Source organism: Vibrio cionasavignyae (assembly GCF_050337155.1).
GTDB classification, from domain to species: Bacteria; Pseudomonadota; Gammaproteobacteria; order Enterobacterales; family Vibrionaceae; genus Vibrio; species Vibrio nomapromontoriensis.
This window is the reverse complement of the sequence record NZ_JAKJSR010000009.1, coordinates 485,530-511,294: the sequence shown is the minus strand read 5'-3', so window position 1 is coordinate 511,294 and position 25,765 is coordinate 485,530. Positions and strand designations below refer to the sequence as shown.

Below are 25,765 nucleotides of genomic sequence, written 5' to 3'. Positions count from 1 at the left end.
GGGCAATAGACTCTAGAATTAGGTGCTCAGAGTATATAAAAAAGGCCAGCATAATGCTGACCTTTTTAGGATAAGACGAACGTTAATTGTTACTTTTTACGTACGCTTGGCGCGGCTTTATCAAGCACACCGTTAACGAACTTGTGGCTATCTTCTGCTGCAAACACTTTTGCTAGCTCAATAGCTTCATTGATAACAACTTTGTAAGGAACGTCTTCACGGCTTGTCATTTCGTACATAGCTAGACGAAGCAACGCCAGTTCCATCATATCGAGATCTTGCATTGGGCGAGATACGAATGGACGCAGTTTGCTGTCTAATTCTGTGTGATTCAACGCGACACCCGTGAGCAAGTCACGGAAATACACAACGTCAGTCTCTGGTGCGCTTAACGCTGGCTCTGCGGCATGATGTTCTTCTTCATCATACTTACCACCTGACAAGAATTGTTCTTCTACATTGGCAACATTTTCTTTAGTAATTTGCCAAGAATAAATTGCTTGCAGAGCAAATTGACGTGCATTACGACGTGCGGCTGGTTTCACACTGGCCCCCATTAGGAATCGATTTCAGAAAGAACGTTGATCATCTCTAGCGCGCTTAGTGCAGCCTCTGCACCTTTATTACCAGCCTTGGTTCCGGCGCGCTCAATAGCTTGATCGATAGTATCAACAGTCAAAACACCAAATGCGACTGGTAGGCTGTATTCCAGTGACACTTGAGCAAGACCTTTATTACACTCACTACAAACATAGTCAAAATGTGGCGTTCCGCCACGAATCACTGTACCTAGTGATACGATAGCGTCAAACTTGCCTGTTTTAGCAACGCGTTGAGCTACCAATGGCAGTTCAACCGCACCAGGACAACGAACAACAGTAATGTTGTCTTCGCTAACCTGACCATGACGTTTCAAAGTATCGATAGCACCAGACAATAGGCTTTCATTAATAAAGCTATTAAAACGAGCAATAACAATCGCAATTTTTGCGTTTGGTGCAGGGAAGCCACCCTCGATAACTTTCATATACTTTCCTTATAAACTATGTTCATCTCGCGAGAATCGCCGGATTCTAGCACAACTCAATTATCAATATCTAGCTCAAACTTCCTCACACCTAAATCATTTAAGGCTTGAAGAAGCTTGAATCTATGTGTTAAACGCGGTTTGTTCCGTTTTCACTGGATAAAAACGTTAGCGCCTATTTAGTTACGTACTCAGTCACCGTTAAACCAAAGCCACCAAGCGCGTGGTATTTTTTATCGGCCGATGACAGCAATCGCATTTCATGCACACCAAGATCAGCCAATATTTGCGAACCGACTCCCACACGACGTGAGGTGCCTTGTTTTTTCGCCATGGTTGGTGCTTGGCCGCTGTCTTGCTGCTCAAAGACTTTGATCTTGTGAACGATAGATTCCGTTGTTTCTTCATTACCTAGCAAAACTAAAACGCCGCCCTCGCGACCAATACGCTGCATGGCCTTATCCAAAGTCCAGCTACGTTCAGAGTTTCGATCTGAGCGAAGAATATCAGTGAAGGTATCTTGTAAGTGAACACGCACTAGAGGGGTTTGTGCGGTCAGATCACCACTGCACATCGCATAGTGAATTTGGTTATCAATGGTATCGCGGTAAGTCACGAGCTCAAACTCACCAAACTCAGTAGGAAGATGACAAGCTGCAACTCGCTCAATCGTCGTTTCGTTATTATTACGATACTCAATTAAATCCGCAATGGTACCCAATTTCAGATCATGCTTTTCTGCAAAGATTTCTAAATCTGGGCGACGAGCCATACTTCCGTCGTCGTTAAGAATTTCAACAATCACTGACGCAGGTTCAAAACCCGCTAACTTTGCCAAATCACAACCCGCTTCAGTGTGCCCTGCACGGGTTAATACCCCACCATCTTGCGCGGCAAGTGGGAAGATATGCCCTGGCTGAACCAGATCGGCAGCCTTCGCCCCTTTCGCTACGGCCGCTTGAACCGTACGTGCACGATCTGCAGCTGAAATACCGGTAGTCACGCCCTCTGCGGCTTCGATAGAAACGGTAAAATTCGTCGTGTATTGGGCGTTGTTATCTTGCACCATTGGCGGTAAGCCAAGTAGCTCACAGCGCTCTTTGGTCATAGTCAAACAAATCAAACCGCGACCATGTGTTGCCATGAAGTTGATCGCTTCTGGCGTGACATGTTCCGCAGCCATGATGATGTCGCCTTCATTTTCACGATCTTCGTCATCCATCAAGATGACCATTTTACCTAATCGAATATCTTCTATAATGGCTTGGGGCGTACTAATTGGCATATCACATTCCTGTTATTCATTTTGTTTGGTTGCAGCGTTTGCCATATTGCTCAACGTTTGCTGTTTCACTAAGCGTTATACCGCTCTAAACGGTCATTGTTTCGCTATGCGATGCTGTCTCTCTAAACATGGTCTTATCACTAAACTAAGCGAAACCATTTTGTTGCAAAAATTCCATTGAGATACGTGACTCTGGTTCGCTCTGCGTGTGGCTTTGCAGTAAGCGTTCCATATAGCGAGCCATGACATCCACTTCTAAATTCACTTTGCGCCCAACTTGAAAGCGATCGATCGTCGTTTCTTCAGTTGTATGCGGCACAATGGTGAGTTTAAAGGCATTTTTTCGTAACCCATTGACGGTCAAACTAATACCATCAACCGTAATCGATCCTTTTTCCGCGACATATTTATTGAGTTCTTGAGGCATCTGAACCCAGAACTCGATGGCTCGTCCCACATGCTGGCGATCAATAATTTCGCCAACGCCATCTACGTGTCCAGAAACAATGTGCCCACCAAAGCGCGTCGTTGGCAGCATTGCTTTCTCTAAATTCACCTTTTCACCTACTTGATAGTGCGCAAAGCCTGTCTTATTTAGAGTTTCAACCGACAAATCTGCTGTGTATGTGGTGGCCGTATACGCGGTCACAGTTAAGCACACCCCGTTGGTGGCAATACTATCACCTAGTTTCACGTCACCCATGTCAAGCTTACCCGCATCAACATGAATACTAATATCTTCTCCGCGAGGAGTGATGGCTTGTAGCGTACCTATTGCTTCGATAATACCTGTAAACATCTGTCTCTATTTCTATGTTGTTTATTGGGGTCAGACTAATATCGCGGTCTATTGCGTTATTATTGACGAAGTCGCGACTGTGGAGCGGCTACGATACGAATATCTTGACCCACCATTCGCACGTCCTTAATCACTAAATCAATCGTATCTTGCATCGACTGTAAACCTAAAGCGCCAATCAAACCGCGACCATCCGCACCCATCAGTTTAGGCGCTAAATACACGATCAGCTCATCAACCAATTGTTGTTCAATTAACGCACCAGCTAAGGTTGCGCCCGCTTCGACCCATACGTGATTAATTTGCTGCTCTGATGCTAACCTGGTCAATGTCTCTTCAAGACAAAGCTGCCCCTTCTCATCCGACGATACATTGATATCACCATCCGATTGGGCGATACGAAGCACTGCCCCATCACTTTGATAAAGCGCTAAGTCAGGGGTTAACTGATGTTTCCTATCTAAAATAACTCGAACAGGTTGGCGCAGCTGCACCGCGGTTATCGTATTTGTCACCTGACTTGGCAGTTCGTGCCAACGTACATTCAGTGATGCGTTATCCTCTATCACGGTTTTACTGGTCGAGAGCATTGCACCAGCTTGCGCTCGATAGGCCTGAACATCTCGCCTCGCACAAGGTCCCGTAATCCACTGGCTCTGGCCATTTTCTAGTGCGGTTTGTCCATCAAGGCTTGCCGCCATTTTAAGCTGAACAAACGGCAACCCCGTTTCCATTTTCTTCAAGAAACCCGGATTTAATGCTCGTGCATCCGCCTCTAACAAGCCAACTTGAACCTCAATTCCTGCTTCACGCAACATGCTAAATCCACGCCCCGCTACCTGCGGGTTGGGATCCGACATTGCGCAAATCACTTTCGCGACACCAGCTTTAATAAGCCCTTCCGCGCACGGAGGCGTTCTTCCATAATGCGAGCATGGCTCAAGAGTCACATAAGCCGTGGCGCCCAAAGATTGCTTACCAGCCATTCTAAGAGCATGCACTTCTGCATGGGGCTCGCCTGCTTTTTGGTGATAGCCTTCGCCAACAATCTGCCCATTGAGCGTCAGCACACACCCAACATTAGGATTTGGAGCGGTTGTAAAACGTCCTTTGTACGCCAATGCTATCGCACGACTCATCATCTGATGATCGATAGCACTAAATCCAGCATCATTTGCGTTGGACTGCTTCATACAAGGTGTTCCTTTTTGTATCGATTAATCTTCTAGTCGAGCGATTTCTTCACCGAACTCTCGAATATCTTCAAAGCTGCGATAAACCGATGCAAATCGGATATAGGCCACTTTGTCGAGCTCTTTAAGCTGAGTCATGACTAAGTTACCTATCATGTCACTCGGTACTTCACGCTCACCTGTGGCGCGAAGTTGGGATTCAATATGGCTAATAGCTAGCTCGATAGCATCTGCGCTCACTGGGCGCTTTTCTAATGCTCGCTGAATACCACCCACCATTTTATCTTTGTTAAATGGTTCACGATTGCCATTTGATTTAATGACTTTCGGCATCACTAGTTCAGCTGTTTCAAAGGTGGTAAACCGTTCGCTGCACGCCAAGCACTGTCGTCTACGGCGAACCTGATGACCATCAGCTACCAATCTTGAGTCGATGACTTTTGTATCATTTTCTGAGCAAAAGGGACAATGCATAACACCTCCTAGGGTTGAAGTGGCCATTTATATAGATTGCAGGGACTATAGGTTAGCTATAGTAGGTTGCTAAGACAGTCTATCGAAATTCAACCCATTAAGAAATCTACTATTTAAGCTTCTCGGCTTGATTACTTCATGTAATCCTGAATCGCTTCACATTCTTGCCAAGCAAATTCATTAAACAGACGAATCCAGACATCATCAAAACGAGCATTGATAACAATCTCACTATCAAGGATCGGGTGTATGAACTTTAATGACGATGCATGAAGCATCAGCCGACGAGCAGAAAACTGGTCACGGAACAATCGATTATGTTTACCATCGCCATGTGTTGTATCGCCAATAATAGGATGGCTAAGATGGTGCATATGCCTTCTTAGCTGATGCTTACGTCCCGTTTCGGGTTTCATCTCGACTAAGCCATAACGACTCGTTGGGAATCGTCCTGTCGAGTAAGGTACTTCGACTTTGGCTAACGGTTCGTAAACTGTCACCGCCGGTTGCGCCTCTTTTTCTTGACTCGCAAACTTGTCAGCAATTTTGTCCAATTCCAACTTGAGTGCGTAATCTAGGCGATCGCCCTCTTCTATCCACCCTCGAACAATCGCATGATAGGTCTTTTCCATTTTGTGCTCAGCAAACATAGGCATCGCTTTTGAGGCAACATCACTAGATAGTGCAAACAACAACACGCCAGACGTGGGTCTATCTAAGCGATGCAAAGGGAAAACGTGTTGACCAATCTGGTCGCGAAGCGTCTGCATGACAAATCGTGTTTCACCTTTATCTAACCATGAGCGGTGAACAAGCATACCTGCAGGTTTGTTCACCGCAATCAAATACTCGTCGCGGAAAACAATCTCTAGCGGGGCAACCGGTGCTAAAGTGGTCGTTGATTCTTTCACGGTTTCTGACGAGTTTTCTAAATCACAATCAGAAGAGTGACTGGTACTGTTCGAGGTAGTCACGACTTGGACGCTCCATCAATTTTTTTTAGGATGTGGATAACATCATTATACTGTGGCAAAGTTTGCCAAGACTGCTCAAAATACGGTGTTATGTCGAAATTAGCCGGTAGCGCTTGTCCGGCGGCAAGCATGGCTTCAATTCGAGAAATAAACACCCATTGTAACCACTCTTCTGGCGCTAATGTATCTATCGCAAACGGCTGCGTGCTTAAAAATTTTTCTTCGGCAGGAGATTGCTTCTGCCATAGGCCATGTTGCTGCATCGCCCATTTTAATTCTTCAATATGTTGCTTCATGTTCAATATCTGAGTTGTCAGGCTGATTTAATCCAATGAAAAGCAACCATGACCTTGAAAATTCGCGATAGAATACCATCTATTGCTCTATACCCAAACCGTACTAGGAACAACGCCATGGATACCCTTCATACTTTGACAAACATGCTGGTGAACAGTGGTTGCCAATACCACATCTACGATCTATCACGACGTGTTCAGAAAATTGATAACCAGCAATTTGCCAATGTTGAAAAAGGCAGCCAACCTTATCCGTTTCCCATTCAACGTAAAGCACAATTTGCGGTAGCATACTGGAATGAAGAGAAACAGCCTTGGATCTGGTTTTTAACGTTCAACTTAGACGAGCGCGGGTTATTAAACCAAGGTGATATTGGGCAGTTTATCCAATTTGTCCTAGAGGCAATGGGATCTCGTTTAAGCCAGGAAATGACTGACGAACAGCAGCAAAAGCTAGCAAACAACCCGTTTACCTTCCGACCAAAAGACGACAAGCTCGCCATTTTCCATAGCCTATTAAGAGCTGAGCTTACTTTACCTACTAGCCAATACTACACACACGCTCAAGAATATTTCCAAGGAAAGCTAGGCTGGAACAATTGGCAGGGTGTTGGTTTACAGGGGATTACTGATCTCGCAGCACGATTAACGAATGACGATAATGGTCGAATCGTTCGTGCCAGCTTACGTCATATTGCTAGCGAACCTAAATACGCACTACTCGGTGCCCTTGAACATGTAGCGTTGCCTGACAAACTATCTGATGTCATATTTGAACTCGCACAAGATGAATGCCAATCAAGCGACGCTGATCTGTTTTTGCTGTCCGCTTACGTTCGTGCATTAGCAGGTGGCAAGCCACAACAGCTCGAAACCTTAGTGACAGGCATCCTAAATAGCGCTCGCCTTAGTCACCAAGAGATCCTCATTGCTATTGCAGGTAGAGCTTGGCTTCCTCTCACGACAACAACGATCGCCGACCAATACCTCATTCGCTTAGCACAGACAGGTAATCAAGCGCTGTTTAACCAATTGTTTGCCGATTTAGTGATGATGCCAAGCTTAAGAATGGTGCTATTACCTTTGTTGCATTCAACCCCTTCACAAGAACTCACTACTGCTCTCGTAGGCTTGCAACAAGCCGCAACGCAAGGGCGTACGCACTAAGGATAGGCTGTGATTGATAACCTTCTAATGATTTTGGCGCTGAGCCTATTTTGCTTTTTCTTTTGGCAGCAAAGGCGCCAATCAGAAATAGCGAAGTCGGCGGTAAGTCGTCGCTGTAAAGAACTCGATTTACAAATGCTCAGTGTTTCGTTCGGTACACATAAGATTAAAGATGCCAATGGTCGGTTTGGCTGGCACACCATTTATGAATTTGAGTTTTCCGCACTAGGTGACGACTACTATCAAGGAAAGCTGGTGATGAAAGGGTTTTATGTTCTGAATTTTCATATTCCGCCGTACCGCATGTAAAGGCAATGGCGTCATCTTTGACTTAACTGGCAGTCATGGTAAACATTAAATATGGACCGTGCTCATTGACAGCTTGGCCACAAGATTGAAAGCCAAGTTTTTCTAATAATCGAATAGAAGAGTGATGGTCAACATCAACGTTGGCCGTCAATGACTGCACGCCCAGTTCGTGACTCGCTGTCGGCAGAAAACGCTGCAATACTTCTGTGGCGATCCCTTGATTCCAATACTGTTTATCAAACAAAAAAACCAGTTCAGCTTGCTCTTTCACGTTATCAACAAACACATGACCTAAATAATCACGGGTTCGAATATCTAACACCGCCATTGCGAATATTTTTGGCTCTTCTAATAGCGTTTGAAAAAGTTGACGAGCGGTTTGCAGTGAATGAGGGCCATTCATATACTGACGATTTTTGGCGCAAACATTCAGCATCAAAAAATCCGATTCCAAATGCTTAGTATAAGGGACTAAAAGTGTCCTAAGTGTTGCGATTGTCATGAGGCATTCCTTTACGTTCATTCAGGCGTAGAACAAAATAAGGAGAAGAGGAAAGGCATTGGTGGGTATGGGAAAAAGAAAAGCCCCAACACTCGCGTATTGGGGCTATAGTCTTACTCGCAGCAGTCCGGCTACTATAGGTGCTCCATGCATCATCCGTAATAGTGGCTGAATCCTTCAGCTATATCCTTGCATCGCCGTCCTAGCGGTGTCCATATCATCCAATGACGCTAACCATCCCAGTCAGCTCGCTTCACTTGTTCCTTGAGCGGTGTCCTTGAACATCATCCTGATGTTGATCCTTGCACTCTCCTGAGTGTGTCCTTGTCCTTTTAAATCATCTTCCTGACGATTTTTACGCATCCAGCGTTTGTCCTTACTTCCGTGCTAGCCACTCTCACCTTGAGTCACTAAATCTTCTTCCTGAAGATGACCTTCCTGTGTCTTTCCTGTTCCGTGTCAGCATCCTTCCGACAAGTTCTAATTTACCCGATTTCAGCCTTGAGACAATATACTGGCGATAAAACTATTTTAAAAAAGAAAAGAGATAAACGACATAAACGATAATAATCAACAAGTTAATTAAAACAACACAGATAAAAACCAGGTATTTTTCTCTTTATCTTACAGCTCACGTGAGAGATCTCTCACGCGCTATTTCCACTTTACCCGTTCTCAATCCCTCAACACAGACCAGCATCCGTGGTGAGCTTCACAACTTGTTAAGCTGTACCCTCACGCTATTCAAATGTACTATTCAAAGATGACCTATTTAATGGATAAAAATGATGTTAACCAAAGATGTTTCTACTGAGATTCATGCGGTCCTCACAAGTTTGCACGAGGAAGGAAAGGAGCCAACCGTCGCTTTGGTCAAAGGCAGACTATCGACAAAAGTTCCAATGCCGGCTCTCATCACTGTCATTAAATCATGGAAAGCGAATCAGCACGTTCCTAAAATAGAAGTTGCTGCAGACAACAGTTCACTTTCCCAAGAAGCACGAATTACGGCCTTAGAAGCTCAGGTGCAATTGCTAATAACAAGACTAGAAAAACTGGAAAATACAGATGGTTAAGATTTGGGTAGACGCCGATGCATGTCCAAAAGTGATTCGTGAAACACTTTGCCGCGCCGCAGAAAGAACCGGACTTACCTGCACGTTTGTCGCCAACCACACCGTGCCCGTGCCAAAACGCGACAACATTCATTCAATCACGGTACCCGCAGGTTTTGATATTGCCGACAATGAAATCGTTAAACGCGTTGAAGCGGGTGATTTGGTCATTACGTCCGACATCCCATTAGCAGATGAAGTGATCACCAAGAATGCTTTAGCGCTAAGCCCTCGTGGTGAGCTCTACACCAAAGAAACCATTAAGGCACGGCTTAACATTCGTGATTTCATGGATACCATGCGCTCTAGTGGTATTCAAACCGGAGGACCCGCTCCGTTAGGCCAAACAGAAAGACGGGAATTTGCCAATAATTTGGACCGTTTTTTGGCTAAGGCGAAGCGTTAAGCTTATCTGTTATCAATTCAAAGCATTAAAAAAGGCGCAGTATTCTGCGCCTTTTCTTTGTATTACGTGAAGACTCGTTACGGCCTTGCAAGGTAATCGGCTTTTCCGACCCATTTATAACTGGTCAATTCTTCTAAGCCCATAGGGCCACGAGCATGAAGTTTCTGTGTCGACACAGCAACTTCCGCCCCTAAACCAAATTGCGCACCATCGGTAAAGCGTGTCGATGCATTCACATACACTGCCGCCGAGCCCACCGAGTTAATAAACTTCTCTGCGCTCGCCAAGCTATTGGTCATGATGGCATCAGAATGGCTAGCATTATGAATTCGCATATGGTCAATCGCTTCATCAACATCAGCAACCACCTTCACACCAAGCGTATAGCTGAGCCACTCAGTATCAAAGTCACCTTCTTGCGCCGCGCGTAAATCATCAGCACCATCCAGAATGGCAAGAGCCTTAGGTTCAGCAACGAGTGCCACTTTACCCTGAATACGCTGTGAGAGTGCCGCTAAAAACTCTGACGCTACCTTTTCATGTACCAACAAGGTATCGAGTGAGTTGCACGCTGAAGGACGCTGTACTTTGGCATTTTCTACCACATCCATCGAGCGCTTCAGATCGGCCGTTTCATCAACAAAGATATGACTAATACCAAATCCGCCGATGATCACAGGTATATTACTGTTCTCTTTACACATTTTGTGTAGACCCGCCCCGCCGCGAGGGATGATCATATCAACATAGTCATCAAGCTTTAGTAACTGTGAAACCAACTCACGATCAGGTTTTTCAATATATTGAACGGACGCAGCAGGCAGCCCAGCTTTTGCCAACGCTGATTGAATCACTTTCACTAGTTCCATATTGGAGTGAAAGGTTTCTTTTCCGCCACGTAAAATACTCGCGTTGCCCGTTTTTAAACACAATGCAGCAATATCAATGGTCACATTAGGGCGCGCTTCGTAGATAACACCTACAACACCAAGAGGCACGCGACGACGAGATAAGCTCATGCCATTTTCTAAGACTTTACTGTCCATCTCACTGCCAACAGGGTCATTGAGAGTGATAACGTTACGAACGTCATCGGCAATGCCTTTTAATCGCTGCTCATTGAGCAATAAGCGATCAAGTAACGCTTCCGTCAGTCCAGCTTCTCTTCCTAGATTGATATCGATGGCATTCGCAGCCAAGATAGCAGGCAAGTTCGCCTCAAGTTCATCAGCGATAATATGCAATGCCTGATTTTTCTGTGCCGTCGATGCTGTTGCCAGTGCAAAACTTGCTTGTTTTGCATCGCGACCCATTTGGATCATGTCCATAATTTATCCTTTTGAATTCTTAATCTTGAATGACAACCATGTCGTCACGGTGAATCACTTCTGAGCCATAGTCATAACCAAGTACTGCAGATATTTCATTGCTGTGTTTACCCGAGATCTTAGCCAAGTCACTATCAGAATAACCGCAAATACCTCTAGCAATAAGAGCACCATCTAAGGTGGTCACGCGAACCACGTCACCGCGGCTAAAATGACCAGAAACGCTAACGACACCTTTCGCCAATAGACTGCTTCCCTTGCCAATTACCGCATTCACTGCGCCTTTATCAATGATAATATCACCCGTTGCAGCTGGGCCGGCTAAAATCCAACGTTTGCGGTTTTCTAGCGCTTCTGCAAGTGGCAAGAAACGCGTCCCTTGCGGCTGCTCTGATAAAGCGTCAAAAATGACATTCTCTGCACTGCCTGCAGCGATGATAACTTCTATACCAGCACGTCGAGCGATATCAGCCGCCTGTAATTTTGTAGCCATGCCGCCTGTACCCAGCGTGGTGCCACTACCACCAGCGATTTTTCGCAGCGTTTCATCAATCGTCGTGACTTCTCGTATCAACTCGGCGTTTGGATCTTTACGAGGGTCTGCGGTAAATAAGCCACGCTGGTCAGTCAGCAGCAGCAATTTATCCGCACCGCAGAGAATACCGACCAAAGCAGATAAATTGTCGTTATCGCCGACTTTGATTTCTGTCGTCGCTACCGCATCATTTTCATTCACAATAGGGATAATGTCGTGATCAACCAGGGCATTAATCGTATCGCGTGCGTTAAGAAAACGCTCACGATCATCAAGATCGGCACGAGTTAGGAGCATCTGCCCTATTTTTAGGCCATAGATTGCAAATAAGGACTCCCATACTTGGATCAATTGGCTTTGACCAACCGCAGCAAGCAGTTGCTTACTCGCCATTGAATTGGGAAGTGCGGGGTAATCAAGATGTTCACGACCAGCCGCGATCGCGCCAGACGAAACAATCACGACAGAATGACCAAGTTTTTTTAACTCAGCGCATTGTCTAACTAACTCCACCATATGCGCTTTATTTAACGCGAGTGAGCCACCCGTAAGAACACTTGTTCCCAACTTCACCACAACGGTTTGTTTATTGGTCGTTCCAGAATTGATTTCAGTTGCCATTTCTTTGAGCTTGATATGAAAATTTAATAGGAGTGATGTTTTAGCAATCAAACATCAATTGTACAAGTAAAAACTGGTTAGGCAGGGAAACAGGTGTCGATAAATGATAAAAATAGCCTCAGATGGTCTCTAAGGCTACCTAGTTGCAATATTAGCTCTACTTACACAAACTCAACCGAATCGTCATGAATCTCAACGCAAAGCTTGAACTTTTCACTTAGTACTTTCGTCAACTTTTCATGAAAGACTTCTTGAGTCCGAGTAATCTCTGCCGTTGCTGCTTTTGGGGCAGATTCAAGTACCCATTCACCCACTTGGTTATAACGGCCAATCTGGTACGTAGCTTCTAATTTTGCATCATCTATCGATAAATCTAACCACCAGCCCCAAAACTCGCGGTCTTCGGGAGATTTGCTATCATCCACACAAACCGACAAGCAGTCAAAATGGTAGGCTCCTTCTTTACACAATGGCTCTCTCAAGTAGGGACCAATGGCTTTTAGTGCCGCTACCAAACGGTAATGTGTGGGTTTTTTTGCCTCTTCTGACATCATGAAACTCCGTTTCAATGTAAAAATACGATTTAGACCACATAACTCTACAACTGATGATTTATTTATACTTTTATCAGAGGCTTGGTTACACAGTCATTTCATATTTAACTAAATACACACAAATGTCACCTGAAAAGTTCATCTTCTAACCACTTTATCGCCATTTCTAGCGATTGCTCATACCCTTTGGCGATCCCTTTTGCTGGGATCTGCTTCGCTTTACCATAGTCACTAAACATCGCGACAAGACGATTGTCAGAGATTGGCGAAACCATATCGCCTTCTAAGCTCATCGCGAGAATAGGCACTCGCGTGCGGCGAGACGTCAAAAAACCTTGTACTTTTAATGACCAAGCCATGAGCTGACCCGATAGACTGTTTATATCGACGATATCTTTGCCCAAGCGCGATGCCAACATGTCCAAATACATCTTAGGCATCTGCCTGATTTTTTCGGGTTTGGTTAACACGTCGTGTATCGGGGCGCCGAGAGAAACGCAGCCCTTAATTTTATAGGGCTCTAAAAACGATAACCGTACCATTGCGTTACCGCCAAATCGGAACCCAAGCAAACCGACCTTAAAATGATCGACCCAAGGAATATTTGGCAATTCATTGAGTACCGCTTGATGCAAACAGGAGCTGTCTTCACTCAGTGGCCAACGAGCGCTGTGACCAATAGAGGGCATATCAACCGTCAACATAGCAATACCCGCAGGCGCGAGATAATCACGGTACAAGCGCCACATATCCGTTTGTAATGAGTCTAATCCTGCACTCACGATTACCACAGGCTGAGGCTTATCAGTACTCGGTAAATGAAGATTGGCGACGATGCGCTTATTCTTATACGGGATTTCAAGTTGCTTGATAATATGACTTGTTCGTTTGGCGGCTTCATTATAAGCCGTGTTGGCAAGCACCTGCGCTTGAAGCGCCAAGTTGTCATTTTTTAAGTGTGGATAACCAGCAATACTAAAACACAATGACGCGGTAAAAAGCTGCTCAGCTGACGCGTCACCATCGAGATCATTCGCCTGTTTTTGGTGCAGCATGCCCAATTTAGTCCACTCATAGTTCCAGTTTCCACTATGGTATCCCATCACCGTGTCTAGCCACTCATCCACCGTACGAGAGTGATCAGAAGAAGCAATACGAGCAAGAATTCTCTCTTGTTCAATAGGATCAATACCTTGCCAAACCCACTGCAACCGTAGCAAGTTTCGATACCAAGCCCTTGGCATCAGCTCTCGCTTCTCCTCAAGAATTTTCTCACTACTTGGCATATACCTCATAAGGCGAGAGGTCTCTTTCGCCTGCTTATTCTTTTCAAACAAGGTTTCGGAGATATTTTTACTGACTTCTTCAGACATACGATGACCTTACTAATATCGTTCACATCCTATAGTAATCAAAAAACCGTTTGGGTTCAGTTCTTTTACATCGACAAGCTACAAACTGCACATAACTCGCCGCAAACTCTAGCTATAAAAACGTTAGCTTTAAAACTTTAGCTATAAAAACTCTGGCTACAAAAACTCGAGGTACAAAAAAAGCCCACATTTTCATGTGGGCTCTCTCAATATACGATTGAAATCGTTATTTTTGCTTGCGATTCACAGGCTCTACATAAGATAGAACCATATCCCAAGGCTGCTCAATCCACGTGTCTTGAGGAATATCAACAATATACTCGTCAACAAGATCAATACCAGCAGGCTTTGCACAAACGGTAATCAACTTCGCTTTTGGGTACATTTCACGAATTTTACGAGCGGTATCGCCACTGTCGACGAGATCGTCGATGATCAAGAAACCTTCACCATCGTGTTCAGGTGCTTTCAGTACTGTCATATCACGTTGATGGTCGTGATCGTAGCTAGAAATACATACCGTATCAACAAAACGAATACCCAGTTCACGAGCTAGAATCGCAGCAGGAACCAAACCACCACGGCTTACACCGATGATGCCTTTCCACTGTTCTGCCGGCATTTGAAGCTCAGCAAGTTGACGGCAATATGCGTGCATATTGTCCCATGTGATGATGAATTTGTTAGACATAGTAAAAACCTAAATTATATAAGATCGAATGAGCCAATTATGCTGCTTCAAGGACATACTTAATGATGAAAATTGCCGCCATCACCCAAACACTAACTGAAACGTCGCGGCCTTTGCCGCTGAACAATTTAATTGCAGCGTAAGAAATAAAGCCCAAAGAGATACCTTCTGCAATAGAGAAGGTAAAAGGCATCACCAAGCAAGTCACCACAACCGGTGCGGCTTCTGTAAGGTCACGCCAATCGATGCTTACTAACCCTGACATCATCAGAATTGCAACATAGAATAGCGCGCCAGCCGTCGCGTAAGCGGGAATCATACCAGCTAAAGGCGAGAAGAATAATGCAAGTATAAACAAAATGCCAACAACAACGGCAGTTAATCCTGTTCGACCACCAACTGCAACACCTGCCGTACTTTCTACAAATGATGTAGTGTTTGATGTACCAAGCAGAGCACCAACCGACGTAGCAGTAGAGTCAGCAAGTAGTGCTTTATTTAGACGCGGAATTTTTCCGTCTTTCCCAATAAGGTCTGCTTTTTGAGCAACGCCTACTAGCGTGCCAGCCGTGTCAAATAGGTCAACAAACAAGAACGCGAAGACCACGGAAATCATGCCAATCTCAAACATATGTGAGAAATCAAGCTGTAAGAACGTAGGTGCAATGCTTGGTGGCGTAGACATAATGCCATGCCATTGAACATCACCAAAAATGATACCTAACGCCGTTACCGAAAGGATAGCGATCATCACTGCGCCTTTTAGGCCACGATGTACAAGAGCAATCGTTAGGAAGAAACCAAAGGCCGCTAAAACAGCAGGCAGTGACGTGATCGCCCCCATTGAAACCAGTGTTGCTGGGTTATCGACGACAATGCCAGAGTTTTTCAAGGCAATCAGCGCTAGGAATAAGCCAATACCCGCTGAAATACCAGTACGCAGCGACATTGGAATAGAATTGATGATCCATTCACGAATCTTAAATACACTCAATAGAATGAACAAAACGCCCGAGCAGAATACTGCCGCAAGTGCCACTTGCCACGTGTGGCCCATTCCAAGAACAACCGCATAAGTAAAAAATGCATTCAAGCCCATACCAGGTGCTTGTGCAATAGGATAGTTTGCAACAAAACCCATGATGAAACAGCCAATAGCCGCCGCCAAACAGGTTGCTACAAAAACAGCATCACGATCCATTCCTGCATCAGCTAAAATAGCTGGGTTTACAAAAATAATGTAAGCCATTGTCAGGAAGGTAGTAAGTCCAGCAATGATCTCAGTGCGCACATTCGTGCCATTTTCACTGAGTTTAAATAGCCTTTCGAGCATGTTCGAATCCCTAAAGAGTAAAAAGTAAACGGTTGCGTAAACGATTGGCGCGAATTATAAGGGGTTCAATTCGCAAATTCCACCTAGAATTTTCACTCTATTGCAGATAAATGATCATTAATATGAAATCAATTAACTATGCAATAGTAACAAATTGAGACAGTTAGCAATAAAATCATCGTGAACAAACCGAATGACACTCGCACCAACTGCACATTTTTCATACAACGACTGGTATTATAGAAGACAAAAGAAAGCTAGGGGCGAGATTACAGGCAAAAAAAAACGCCACTCATAGAGTGGCGGTAGAAAAATTTTGGTCATCAATTGGGGTAACCAGCAATAATTTCTAAAATATAGGGGTATAAACTTTATTATCTACCGAAGTAGACGCTGTAGGCGAAGTCTTGTGTGTATACATTTTTACTTGTCCAAAACATCGCGCTTGCTAAACCTTTCATAAATATCACCTTAAACAATACAACTTAATTTAAATGTTGAATCTCGGTTCCTTGGAGGCGATAACTCGGGTTCAATCCTTGAACGGGTGTGTTGAACTTAATCAACTGACCAAAAGAATACCATACTGATGATTAATTACAATGCATATCGTGATTTAAATCACATTTAATTGATAGATCTGTATACAAACGCACTATTCTGAAAGTTTATTACATAAATTAGATCGATAGATATCAAAAGGAAGCAAAATGGGTTATTAACCCTCGAGGCTGCACACTTTCTTTACATCAACATCAAACTACTTATCTATGACTACTCCCTGTTTACAACTAATGGTATCCTTTGCCCATCTTTAATTCGCTAGAAAACCAGAGAATCACAATGACATTTGTGCTTTCTTAGGAATAACTATCTAGCAAAGTCGCTACAAAGGAGAGATCTGTGTCTGAATTCCACTCTGAGATCAGCAAGTTGTCACCAAGCCCGGTTTGGCAGTTTTTCGATAAAATTTGTTCTATTCCTCACCCATCAAAGCATGAAGAAGCGCTTGCGCAAACCATCATCCAGTGGGCTCAAGAGCAAAACCTTGATGTTAAGCGCGATAAAACCGGTAACGTGTTCATTAAAAAGCCCGCTACGGCAGGCATGGAACACAAAAAAGGTGTTGTGCTTCAAGCTCACATCGATATGGTTCCTCAAAAAAATGAAGATACGGATCACGACTTTACTCAAGATCCAATTCAGCCATACATCGATGGCGAATGGGTGACAGCCAAAGGCACGACACTTGGTGCTGATAATGGTATGGGCATGGCGGCGTGCCTTGCAGTGCTGGCATCAGACCAAATTAAACACGGTCCACTTGAAGTCTTGCTAACCATCGACGAAGAAGCGGGTATGACAGGCGCATTTGGTCTTGAAGCCGGTTGGTTAGAAGGTGATATTCTCCTTAATACCGACTCAGAGCAAGAAGGCGAAGTCTACATGGGCTGCGCAGGTGGTATCGACGGTTCAATTCAATTTGACATCACTCGCGAAGCGGCGCCTACCGGTTATGTTGCTCGCCAGCTTATCTTAAAAGGTCTAAAAGGTGGTCACTCCGGTTGTGACATTCATACTGGTCGTGGTAACGCCAATAAACTACTTGCGCGTTTTCTTGCTGGTCACGCAAAAGAACTCGATGCTCGCTTGATCGAATTCCGCGGCGGTAGCCTGCGTAATGCCATCCCACGAGAAGGCTTTGTGTCCCTTGCGGTACCAGAAGAAAATGTTGCTAAGCTCGAATCGCTATTTGCTCAGTACACTAGCCTGCTTCAGCAAGAGCTTGCTGCTATTGAAACTGGTTTAGTGACGTTTAACGAAGCGACTGAAATTAGCGAAGTATTTGAAGCGCAGTCACAAGCTCGCTTTATTGCTGCGCTTAACGCTTGCCCTAACGGCGTGATTCGCATGAGTGATGACATTGAAGGTGTTGTAGAAACATCACTAAACGTTGGTGTTATCACCACAGAGCATAACACGGTGACGGTACTGTGCCTCATTCGTTCGTTAATTGACTCTGGTCGTTCTCAAGTAGAAGGCATGTTGACGTCTGTTGCTGAACTGGCTGGTGCAAACATCGAATTCTCTGGCGCCTACCCTGGATGGAAGCCTGATCCGGATTCAGCCATTATGGCGATATTCCGTGACATGTACGAAGGTATCTACGGACACAAACCAAACATCATGGTCATTCATGCTGGGCTTGAGTGTGGTCTATTCAAAGAACCATATCCGAATATGGATATGGTCTCGTTTGGTCCAACTATTAAATTCCCTCACTCTCCTGATGAGAAAGTGAAAATTGACACGGTTGCTCTATTCTGGGAACAAATGGTCGCACTGCTAGAAGCGATTCCTGAAAAGGCTTAATCCTTACCCATTATAAGATAAGCTGATTAGCTTTTAAGCCGACGTTTTTAAAACGTCGGCTTTTTTGTTTTAGGTCAATCTGGAATTTTGTTTTTTCTCAGTAGCCTGTGTATATTGAGATAAATTATCATTTAGAAGAGAATTAAACATGCAAGTATATGGTTGCTGTGAGAGAGTAAGAGAGCTTTATGCGCAAATAGGCAGTGGTGATCAAGCTTATATACCAAAAGCAGTGTCGTGCGCGGTGCGAGCGTTAAATGATATTGCAGCAGACGATTCACTGCCAGAAGAAGTAAGAGAAAAAGCCGCCTTTGCTGCTGCTAACTTACTGATCTCTGATTTCGACGATTAGAAGGTACCCAATGAATCTAGCGAACTTTGCTACCATGGATACTGTCATGTTGATGAGTATTATCAATATGAAGCTGCGTGATGACTTTAACGGCAGTCTTGACGAACTGTGCGCGACTCATGATTTAGATAAGCAAGCATTAATAGAGAAGTTATCACAAGCGGGTTTTGATTATCTCGCAGAGATCGGACAGTTTAGATAACCGTTTGGACACTTTAGATAACCATGTAGCTATCTTAGATGACAACGTAGATAAGAATAACGCCGACGATAATCGTCGGCGTTATTTAATCAATCCGTTTGACGTACTTAAATTTTCTTAGCCGAATGAGGCCCATATTACCGTCGCGACCAATACCGGACAGACAAACTTCACGTAAAGTGGCCATACTTTACCAAACCAGCCAAGCTGAAAATCAGGGCACCCTTGTTCTAGCTCTTTCACTTTACTCGCCCGGCTCCACACCCAACCACCAAAAATACAGAACATTAGCGCAGCAATGGGCTGTAGGTACTGTGTCGCGATCATCGCCACTAAACCAAATAATTCGCCGAAATTGAATACAATAAAAATACTGAACGCAGCGATCAATGCTCCCAGCACCCAGCTGGTTTTCTTCCTACCCGTGTTTAATCGCTCATCTACCAAGGCAACCGGACATTCAAGCATAGAGATGGACGATGTTAAAGCTGCGATAGTCAGCAGTAAAAAGAAAACGACAGAGAATACCAAGCCCAATAATCCTAACGACTCAAACATTAACGGTAATACCGTAAATACCAAGGTATCTGAACTGATTAGCGACCCATCTTCCGCGTATATTTGCACCCCTTTTTGCATAGCAACAAACATCGCAGGCATCACGACTAATCCAGCAATAAAAGCCACTGATGTATCCACTAAGGTCACATTCATTGCCATTTTCGGCAGATCTTCTTTCTTAGAAAGGTAAGAGCCGTAAATCAGCATGGAACAACCACCAATAGTCAAAGAAAAGAAGCCCTGCCCCATTGCAGCCAGAATCAACTTTCTATCCCAAACTTTTTCAAAATTCGGAACCAGATAGTGTTTAAGCCCTTCCATCGCACCTTGTTGCATCATGATGTAGACAAACAATAGAGCAAATAAAATAAACAAGGATGGCATGAGTCGAGTTGACCATTTTTCAATGCCCTGTTTCACACCGCCTTGTACAATTAAGATAGTCAGCAAGTAAAATGCAATCGTGCCAAAAACATTACGTCCAACACTGAACCCTTTAAACCAATCAGCAAGCGACGCGTAACCAACAATTTCTAAGACCGCGCCAATCAAAAAGCAGATTAACCAGCCGCCTACAATGGAGTAAAACGCTAATACAGCACAAGGAACCGCAAGACCAACCCAGCCTACACATGCCCCTAGCTTTTTAGCCATAGGATTAGAAGAAAGCGAACGCATGCTATCGACTGGGTTCGCTTGTCCATGACGCCCTATCGCCATTTCCACGACGAGCATTGGAAACGCCACGACAAGAATCATCACAAGATAAACAAGAAGGAACGCACCTCCGCCATTACTGGCAACTTGCGTTGGAAAACCCCAAATGTTGCCTAGACCAACAGCAGCCCCTGCTGCCGCAAGAATGAAACCGAGTTTTGAACCAAAATGCTCACGGGGTGTTGCGGCAGTCGCCGACGAAGAAGTTGTATTATTCACTATTGATTAGTCATTGCGTACTAGTTGGCTGATACAATAGTTCAATTGGTCTAGTAAAGCAATATTAAGCAGTGTAATAAACTAATAGATTGGTAAACTAATTTGTATATCTTCTATTCTAGGTAAGTAAACCCAAATAACGTAGCTAACACGATGTGAACGTGGTGGCGAGAACCTCCCAATGAAAATGCCATCCAAGCCGAGCACTGCCAGCTTGGATGTCGAAAACGAATCCGCTTTATAGACCGTTAAATAGTGAATACTTGATAGTCTTTCAACTGAGGAATTTTTTTCTGTAGCTCTTGCTCTTCCGTCGCCACATCGTTAAGAGAGTCGCAGTAATCTTCAGCTTGCTCCTTGATCACTTCGGATTGGTTGTTCATTGTCTCAGCAAGTCGTGTTTTAAGCTCATCCATTTGCTCTGAAAGTGCCGTCAGGTTTAACCCACCTTCTTGCTGCATTTTCTCTTGCAACGCGGTGAACGCGCTACTAAAAAACTCTTTGTTGAACACTTCTTTCGCTTTCTCATAATCCTGCTGCCAGTTGTTAGTAAACGAACTGAACGCCTCAGACTTCAAAACAAAGCTGCCGTCTTGGTGGTAGCGAGATTCGATATCTTTAAAAAACTCGGATAACGCGGTCTTGACGCTATCAAAAGCTGCCGAATTATCGAAGCTTGCAGAAACATCATCAATAAGGTCATTCGTTAGCGCTAAGCCGTTCTCAGCCAGTGCTTTAGCTTGAGGAACATACTTGTTCATATTTTCCCGATAGCTTGCTAGCGCTTCTTGTTGAAGCCTATCGAGCGCCACTTTCTCACCATTGATAAACAATTCATTATTGTCGTCAATTAGCACCTTCGAGCCTTCAGCCTTGACGATTTCGACTTGTTTGCCGTCAAGGTGCACTTCATTCTTGATATCAAGCTTACACTGCTCATAAGCCAAAGACGCTGTCGATAGTAACGACAACCCTACCCCAAACAACAAGTGCTTCAATTTACTCATCATTGCCAATTCCTTCACATTCCTAATGACTTTACACGCTCAAACAATATTCACAATAACATGATGGGTCACACGCTCTCCAACTTGTAAGGCTATCTCATCATCTAACAGTCTTCCAACTAACGCGCGTCCTAATGGCGACTCTGGAGTCACAACTCTTATCCCTTCGGCAACGATTGACACGCCACCACCGCAAGGTAACAGTAGATAACGACTTAGGACTTCTTGGTCGTCTTCCAACTCAACCATAGCGGATAAACCAACTGGAGTGTCGTGATCGAATGTACGAATAACCAAATGTCTTAGCGTTGCTATGTCTTTCTTTATTGCTTCTAATCGCATTGCCTGCCCATGAGCAAGATACGCTGCTTCGAGTGCAAGCGTGTCATATTTATTGTCTGGTATGGTTTCCTCATTGGTCGCAGCATCCACGGTCTGCTCCATTGCAGACAATAGCGTAGTGATTTTTTGTTCCAACTCAACAATGACCTGTTGGACAACGGCGGCTTTATTCATTTCATTCCTCAAACATGGACAATTGACGCGCGCTTTCTAGCGGCTCTAAGATAACGTTCAATCCCAATAATCTAATTTCTCGTCCTTGCTGTCGTTCCAAAATTTCCCCCAATAGCGCCTTGAAATAAGGTAAATCGAGCTGATTGTGAACGTGCTCGATCGTGGTTTGCTTAAAGTCGGCAAATTTCACTTTAACACCTTGCTTAATCACATTTCTCGCGGGCTTTGCTCGATTAAGTCTTGCTTCAAGTTCCGGGTAGAGTTTCTCCTCTATGACCTGCCAACATTGCTCAAAGCTAGTAATGTTTTGGCTGAAGGTGCGCTCTACCCCTATAGACTTGCGCTCCCTTTCTACCACCACTTCCCGCTCATCAATACCATGACTTTTCTTCCATAGCGATGCTCCTAAACGGCCAAAGCGCACGATCAACTCTCGGTAGTCACTGTTTCTTACATCTAAGCAGGTATAAAGACCCGCCCGATTTAATTTCTCTAGACTCACTTTTCCGACACCGGGAATCTTACCCAAGTCTAAGCCATCAATGATACCTTGAACCTCGTCGGGTGAGATCACAAACTGCCCATTTGGCTTATTAAGATCCGATGCTATTTTCGCTAAGAACTTAAGCGGAGCAACGCCCGCCGATGCGGTTAAATTCAGTTCTTGTTCGATATCATGTCTAATACTTTGGGCAATCAACGTGGCAGAGTTTTGGTGCAACTGACAATCCGTGACATCTAAGTACGCTTCATCCAGAGATAACGGCTCTATCAGAGAAGTGTAACGCGAAAAGATCGTACGAATATGCTGCGAGACTTGCTTGTAGACCTCCATTCTCCCCGGAACAAGAAGTAAATGAGGACATAACTTAACGGCTTGCGCAGAGGGCATCGCTGAACGAATACCAAATTTCCTAGCCTCATAATTACAGGTGCTGATCACCCCTCTTTGCCGCTCGTTCCCGCCAACAGCTAGTGGCTTACCTTGATAGTAAGGGTTGTCCCTCATCTCTACCGCGGCGAAAAAACAGTCCATATCAACATGAATAAACTTACGGATCGGGTCAGACACAAACGCACCATACTGGTTATACATACAGCTTCAGTATACGCAATTTCTTCCCTGCAAACACGTAAAAAAGCCAGAGCAATGCTCTGGCTTTGTAAAGTGCTCGATTTAAATCTTATTACGCGATGCGATCTTTTTCCCAAGCCGCCAGTTTTTCTGCGCGAATTTTCTCTTTTGCTTCGCGCTTTTTACGTGCATCGCAAGGTTCTGGACAGTTACAAACTTTATCAATACCTACAGCACCTAGTCCACCACAGCTGCCTTTTACGACTTTCTTCTGAAAGATATAACCCACAGACATCGCGGCAATAACCGCAAGAAACACACCAAATGTAACTAAAAACGTACTCATTTTGTCCACCTCTTACTGATTAAGGTAAGGCTTAAAGGCCTCTGACGCAATTTCTTTAAATCCATCGTCGGTCTTCACCACAATGAACGCTGGAATTTGATTTTCTTCCGCAATTTCTAGTGCTTTTTCTTCACCGAGTACCATAAGCCCGGTCGCTAGACCATCCGCCGTCATCGATGACTCATCTAAAATCGTTACCGACACCACCTTATTATGAATAGGCTTACCTGTAGCAGGATCGATGATATGGGAATAACGTACACCATCTTTCTCAAAATAGTTGCGATAGTCACCAGATGTCGCAATTGCCATGTCACCCGGTTCAATGATTTCTTGAATATTACGCTCATCAGTTGACGGTTTTTCAATCGCGATTCGCCATTTCACGCTCTCACGATTCACGCCTTTCAAACGCATTTCACCACCGACTTCGACCATGTAGTCATCAATGCCAACGCTCTCTAGATACTCAGCGACCACATCCACGCCCCAACCTTTGGCGATAGTCGAAAGATCAACATACAAGCTTCTTAAGTCCTTACGCAAAGTTTCATCTGTTGCCGAAAGATGAGCAATGCCAGTTTGCGCTTTACGTTGAGCGAGTTCTTCATCGGTCGGTACAATTTCAGGTCTTGCCTCTGGGCCAAAACCCCATAAGTTAACCAACGGGCCTACCGTGACATCTAAAGCACCCAATGTTAATTCATTAAGTCGAATGGCTTCCTTCACCACAATTGCTGTCTGCTTAGAGACAGGAAAAGGTTCTGTCCCGTAATAACGATTAAACCTACTCAGCTCTGAATCTTGTCGGTAAGTCGACATTTGATCGTTGACTTCTTCTAGCAGGTCATTGATCTCTGCCTGGATATTTTCCGGTTTTGGCGTGTTGTCTTTCACTATGTACTTCACATTATAGAGCGTTCCCATTGTAGGACCACTCAAATGAATTTGTTCACGACTGCCGCCACAGGCGGACAAAACCATTAAAGCCACAAGGCTTACGATAATCATTCTCAAGCGTTTAGCTAGATGAAACATACTTTTACTCACCTACCGAATTTAAAAACATTCTGCTTATCAGTCTTTTATAAGAACGGATAACCACGAATATTCTTACATTCAAAAAATAAAATGGCTGACTCACATGAGCCAGCCATGATTATACATTACCTAAAACTTAACCACCGAAGTCATCAAGTAGGATGTTTTCATCTTCAACACCAAGATCTTTCAGCATGCCGATAACAGCCGCGTTCATCATTGGTGGACCACACATGTAGTACTCACAATCTTCAGGCGCTTCATGGTCCTTCAGGTAGTTTTCATACAATACGTTATGGATGAAGCCTGTGTAACCATCCCAGTTATCTTCTGGCATTGGATCAGACAGAGCGCAGTGCCACACGAAGTTTTCATTATCTGCCGCTAGGCCATCAAAATCATCGACGTAGAACATTTCACGCTTAGAACGCGCACCATACCAGTAAGACATCTTACGCTTCGATTGAAGACGTAACAGTTGGTCAAAGATATGTGAACGCATTGGCGCCATACCTGCACCACCACCGATGAAGACCATTTCATTGTCCGTTTCTTTAGCGAAGAACTCACCAAATGGACCTGAAATTGTACACTTATCACCAGCTTTAAGTGACCAAATATAAGATGACATCACACCAGGTGCTACGTCAGGGTTATTTGGCGGCGGAGTCGCGATACGTACATTAAGCTTGATGATGCCTTTCTCTTCTGGGTATGAAGCCATTGAGTAAGCACGAATCGAATGCTCTTTTACGATAGACTCGTAACGGAATAAGTTAAACTTGTCCCAATCTTCACGATATTCCTCAGGAATATCATAATCCGCATATTTAATGTGGTGAGGTTCAGCTTCAATCTGAATATAACCACCAGCACGGAATGGTACTTCTTCCCCTTCAGGGATTGCCAGCGCCAATTCTTTGATGAAGGTTGCTTCGTTATCGTTCGAGATAACGGTACATTCCCACTTTTTAACACCAAAGATTTCTTCTGGAAGCTCAATGTCCATATCCGTTTTCACGGCAACTTGACATGCTAAACGCTCACCTTCACGGGCTTCGCCTTTAGAAATGTGGTCAAGCTCAGTTGGTAGAATATCGCCACCGCCTGATTTTACTTTTACGCGACACTGACCACATGAGCCACCGCCACCACAAGCAGAGGAAACAAAGATGCCTTTACCCGCCATCGCGCCGAGTAATTTGTCACCTGGAGAAGTTGTGAAGCTCTTCTCTGGATCACCGTTAACGGAGATAGTTACGTCACCTGTTGGTACCAACTTTGATTTAGCAAATAAGATTACTAATACCAAAGCCAATACGATCAAGGTAAACATCACTACACCAAGGATAATAACTTGCATTGACTATTCCT

General features: G+C 44.4%; 29 protein-coding genes. 7 read left to right on the top strand and 22 right to left on the bottom strand.

The genetic code is table 11. The features are described from left to right. Nucleotides 1-89 precede the first annotated feature (89 nt). The 8 genes from nusB to L4D74_RS02850 all read right to left on the bottom strand — a co-directional run bounded on the left by nusB (nt 90) and on the right by L4D74_RS02850 (nt 6,048). Nucleotides 90-557: a transcription antitermination factor NusB gene (gene nusB, locus L4D74_RS02885; RefSeq protein WP_265675785.1), complete on the bottom strand. Its 468-nt coding sequence runs from the start codon at nt 555-557 to the stop codon at nt 90-92. Continuing rightward, nucleotides 557-1,027 (bottom strand): 6,7-dimethyl-8-ribityllumazine synthase, encoded by a 471-nt coding sequence (ribH, locus tag L4D74_RS02880; RefSeq protein WP_004741508.1) that lies wholly within the window; start codon nt 1,025-1,027, stop codon nt 557-559. Before ribH ends, nusB begins: the two co-directional genes overlap by 1 nt. 175 nt (nt 1,028-1,202) lie before the next feature. Further along, nucleotides 1,203-2,312 (bottom strand): bifunctional 3,4-dihydroxy-2-butanone-4-phosphate synthase/GTP cyclohydrolase II, encoded by a 1,110-nt coding sequence (gene ribBA, locus L4D74_RS02875; protein ID WP_428750603.1) that lies wholly within the window; start codon nt 2,310-2,312, stop codon nt 1,203-1,205. Between the two features lie 145 nt (nt 2,313-2,457). Then, nucleotides 2,458-3,111, bottom strand: coding sequence for a riboflavin synthase (locus tag L4D74_RS02870; RefSeq protein ID WP_428750602.1), 654 nt, complete (start codon nt 3,109-3,111; stop codon nt 2,458-2,460). A 59-nt stretch (nt 3,112-3,170) separates the two neighbouring features. Further along, a complete protein-coding gene (gene ribD, locus L4D74_RS02865; protein ID WP_428750601.1) occupies nt 3,171-4,304 on the bottom strand; it encodes a bifunctional diaminohydroxyphosphoribosylaminopyrimidine deaminase/5-amino-6-(5-phosphoribosylamino)uracil reductase RibD in 1,134 nt (377 codons plus the stop codon). 24 nt (nt 4,305-4,328) lie between these two features. After that, on the bottom strand, nt 4,329-4,778 hold the full coding sequence (gene nrdR / locus L4D74_RS02860) for a transcriptional regulator NrdR (RefSeq protein WP_250615512.1): 450 nt from the start codon (nt 4,776-4,778) through the stop codon (nt 4,329-4,331). Between the two features lie 131 nt (nt 4,779-4,909). Continuing rightward, complete coding sequence (gene truC, locus L4D74_RS02855; RefSeq protein ID WP_428750680.1) at nt 4,910-5,689, bottom strand: tRNA pseudouridine(65) synthase TruC; 780 nt, start codon at nt 5,687-5,689, stop codon at nt 4,910-4,912. Between the two features lie 59 nt (nt 5,690-5,748). Further along, nucleotides 5,749-6,048, bottom strand: coding sequence for a YqcC family protein (locus tag L4D74_RS02850; RefSeq protein ID WP_428750600.1), 300 nt, complete (start codon nt 6,046-6,048; stop codon nt 5,749-5,751). Nucleotides 6,049-6,165: 117 nt separating this feature from the next. Here L4D74_RS02850 and L4D74_RS02845 point away from each other — a divergent pair, with 117 nt between their 5' ends. Both L4D74_RS02845 and L4D74_RS02840 read left to right on the top strand, forming a co-directional pair. Next, nucleotides 6,166-7,215, top strand: coding sequence for a DUF3549 family protein (locus tag L4D74_RS02845; protein ID WP_428750599.1), 1,050 nt, complete (start codon nt 6,166-6,168; stop codon nt 7,213-7,215). 9 nt (nt 7,216-7,224) lie between these two features. Continuing rightward, complete coding sequence (locus L4D74_RS02840) at nt 7,225-7,524, top strand: DUF3301 domain-containing protein (protein WP_428750598.1); 300 nt, start codon at nt 7,225-7,227, stop codon at nt 7,522-7,524. Nucleotides 7,525-7,546: 22 nt separating this feature from the next. Here L4D74_RS02840 and L4D74_RS02835 read toward each other — a convergent pair whose 3' ends face one another. Next, complete coding sequence (locus L4D74_RS02835; RefSeq protein ID WP_428750597.1) at nt 7,547-8,026, bottom strand: GNAT family N-acetyltransferase; 480 nt, start codon at nt 8,024-8,026, stop codon at nt 7,547-7,549. Between the two features lie 788 nt (nt 8,027-8,814). Between L4D74_RS02835 and L4D74_RS02830 the strand changes: the two genes are divergently transcribed. Together L4D74_RS02830 and L4D74_RS02825 are read left to right on the top strand one after the other, a co-directional pair. Continuing rightward, a complete protein-coding gene (locus L4D74_RS02830; RefSeq protein WP_428750679.1) occupies nt 8,815-9,102 on the top strand; it encodes a hypothetical protein in 288 nt (95 codons plus the stop codon). Continuing rightward, nucleotides 9,095-9,547: a YaiI/YqxD family protein gene (locus tag L4D74_RS02825; protein WP_428750596.1), complete on the top strand. Its 453-nt coding sequence runs from the start codon at nt 9,095-9,097 to the stop codon at nt 9,545-9,547. Before L4D74_RS02830 ends, L4D74_RS02825 begins: the two co-directional genes overlap by 8 nt. 77 nt (nt 9,548-9,624) lie before the next feature. On the opposite strand, the gene L4D74_RS02820 is transcribed toward L4D74_RS02825, so the two are convergent. The 6 genes from L4D74_RS02820 to L4D74_RS02795 all read right to left on the bottom strand — a co-directional run bounded on the left by L4D74_RS02820 (nt 9,625) and on the right by L4D74_RS02795 (nt 15,982). Further along, nucleotides 9,625-10,875: a glutamate-5-semialdehyde dehydrogenase gene (locus L4D74_RS02820; RefSeq protein WP_428750595.1), complete on the bottom strand. Its 1,251-nt coding sequence runs from the start codon at nt 10,873-10,875 to the stop codon at nt 9,625-9,627. Nucleotides 10,876-10,894: 19 nt separating this feature from the next. Continuing rightward, nucleotides 10,895-12,031 carry a glutamate 5-kinase gene (gene proB / locus L4D74_RS02815; protein ID WP_428750594.1) on the bottom strand — a complete coding sequence of 379 codons (1,137 nt, stop codon included), beginning with the start codon at nt 12,029-12,031 and terminating at the stop codon, nt 10,895-10,897. Nucleotides 12,032-12,192: 161 nt separating this feature from the next. Then, the gene (gene crl, locus L4D74_RS02810) at nt 12,193-12,582 is read right to left on the bottom strand and encodes a sigma factor-binding protein Crl (RefSeq protein ID WP_428750678.1); all 390 of its coding nucleotides are present in this window, start codon (nt 12,580-12,582) and stop codon (nt 12,193-12,195) included. 128 nt (nt 12,583-12,710) lie between these two features. Next, entirely contained in the window at nt 12,711-13,958 is a 1,248-nt protein-coding gene (gene frsA, locus L4D74_RS02805) for an esterase FrsA (protein ID WP_428750593.1), read from the bottom strand. A gap of 226 nt (nt 13,959-14,184) precedes the next feature. Further along, the gene (gene gpt, locus L4D74_RS02800) at nt 14,185-14,649 is read right to left on the bottom strand and encodes a xanthine phosphoribosyltransferase (RefSeq protein ID WP_428750592.1); all 465 of its coding nucleotides are present in this window, start codon (nt 14,647-14,649) and stop codon (nt 14,185-14,187) included. Between the two features lie 37 nt (nt 14,650-14,686). Further along, nucleotides 14,687-15,982: an NCS2 family permease gene (locus L4D74_RS02795; RefSeq protein WP_428750591.1), complete on the bottom strand. Its 1,296-nt coding sequence runs from the start codon at nt 15,980-15,982 to the stop codon at nt 14,687-14,689. A gap of 903 nt (nt 15,983-16,885) precedes the next feature. Between L4D74_RS02795 and L4D74_RS02790 the strand changes: the two genes are divergently transcribed. From L4D74_RS02790 to L4D74_RS02780, 3 genes are all read left to right on the top strand, one after another. Beyond that, nucleotides 16,886-18,355, top strand: a complete 1,470-nt coding sequence (locus L4D74_RS02790) for an aminoacyl-histidine dipeptidase (RefSeq protein WP_428750590.1) — start codon at nt 16,886-16,888, stop codon at nt 18,353-18,355. Between the two features lie 148 nt (nt 18,356-18,503). Further along, complete coding sequence (locus tag L4D74_RS02785) at nt 18,504-18,707, top strand: YaeP family protein (RefSeq protein WP_428750589.1); 204 nt, start codon at nt 18,504-18,506, stop codon at nt 18,705-18,707. A gap of 10 nt (nt 18,708-18,717) precedes the next feature. Further along, nucleotides 18,718-18,909, top strand: a complete 192-nt coding sequence (locus L4D74_RS02780; RefSeq protein ID WP_428750588.1) for a DUF4250 domain-containing protein — start codon at nt 18,718-18,720, stop codon at nt 18,907-18,909. 117 nt (nt 18,910-19,026) lie between these two features. Here L4D74_RS02780 and L4D74_RS02775 read toward each other — a convergent pair whose 3' ends face one another. From L4D74_RS02775 to nqrF, 7 genes are all read right to left on the bottom strand, one after another. Next, nucleotides 19,027-20,406 (bottom strand): sodium-dependent transporter, encoded by a 1,380-nt coding sequence (locus L4D74_RS02775; protein ID WP_428750587.1) that lies wholly within the window; start codon nt 20,404-20,406, stop codon nt 19,027-19,029. A 248-nt stretch (nt 20,407-20,654) separates the two neighbouring features. Beyond that, nucleotides 20,655-21,404 (bottom strand): YggN family protein, encoded by a 750-nt coding sequence (locus L4D74_RS02770; RefSeq protein WP_390902939.1) that lies wholly within the window; start codon nt 21,402-21,404, stop codon nt 20,655-20,657. Nucleotides 21,405-21,452: 48 nt separating this feature from the next. Beyond that, entirely contained in the window at nt 21,453-21,929 is a 477-nt protein-coding gene (locus L4D74_RS02765) for a transcription elongation factor (RefSeq protein WP_265675805.1), read from the bottom strand. A gap of 1 nt (nt 21,930) precedes the next feature. Then, nucleotides 21,931-23,001, bottom strand: coding sequence for a DNA polymerase IV (dinB, locus tag L4D74_RS02760; protein WP_428750677.1), 1,071 nt, complete (start codon nt 22,999-23,001; stop codon nt 21,931-21,933). Nucleotides 23,002-23,116: 115 nt separating this feature from the next. Next, nucleotides 23,117-23,350: a (Na+)-NQR maturation NqrM gene (nqrM, locus tag L4D74_RS02755; protein WP_428750586.1), complete on the bottom strand. Its 234-nt coding sequence runs from the start codon at nt 23,348-23,350 to the stop codon at nt 23,117-23,119. Between the two features lie 12 nt (nt 23,351-23,362). Continuing rightward, the gene (locus L4D74_RS02750; RefSeq protein WP_428750676.1) at nt 23,363-24,361 is read right to left on the bottom strand and encodes an FAD:protein FMN transferase; all 999 of its coding nucleotides are present in this window, start codon (nt 24,359-24,361) and stop codon (nt 23,363-23,365) included. Nucleotides 24,362-24,527: 166 nt separating this feature from the next. Further along, complete coding sequence (nqrF, locus tag L4D74_RS02745) at nt 24,528-25,754, bottom strand: NADH:ubiquinone reductase (Na(+)-transporting) subunit F (protein ID WP_428750585.1); 1,227 nt, start codon at nt 25,752-25,754, stop codon at nt 24,528-24,530. Nucleotides 25,755-25,765: the final 11 nt, after the last annotated feature.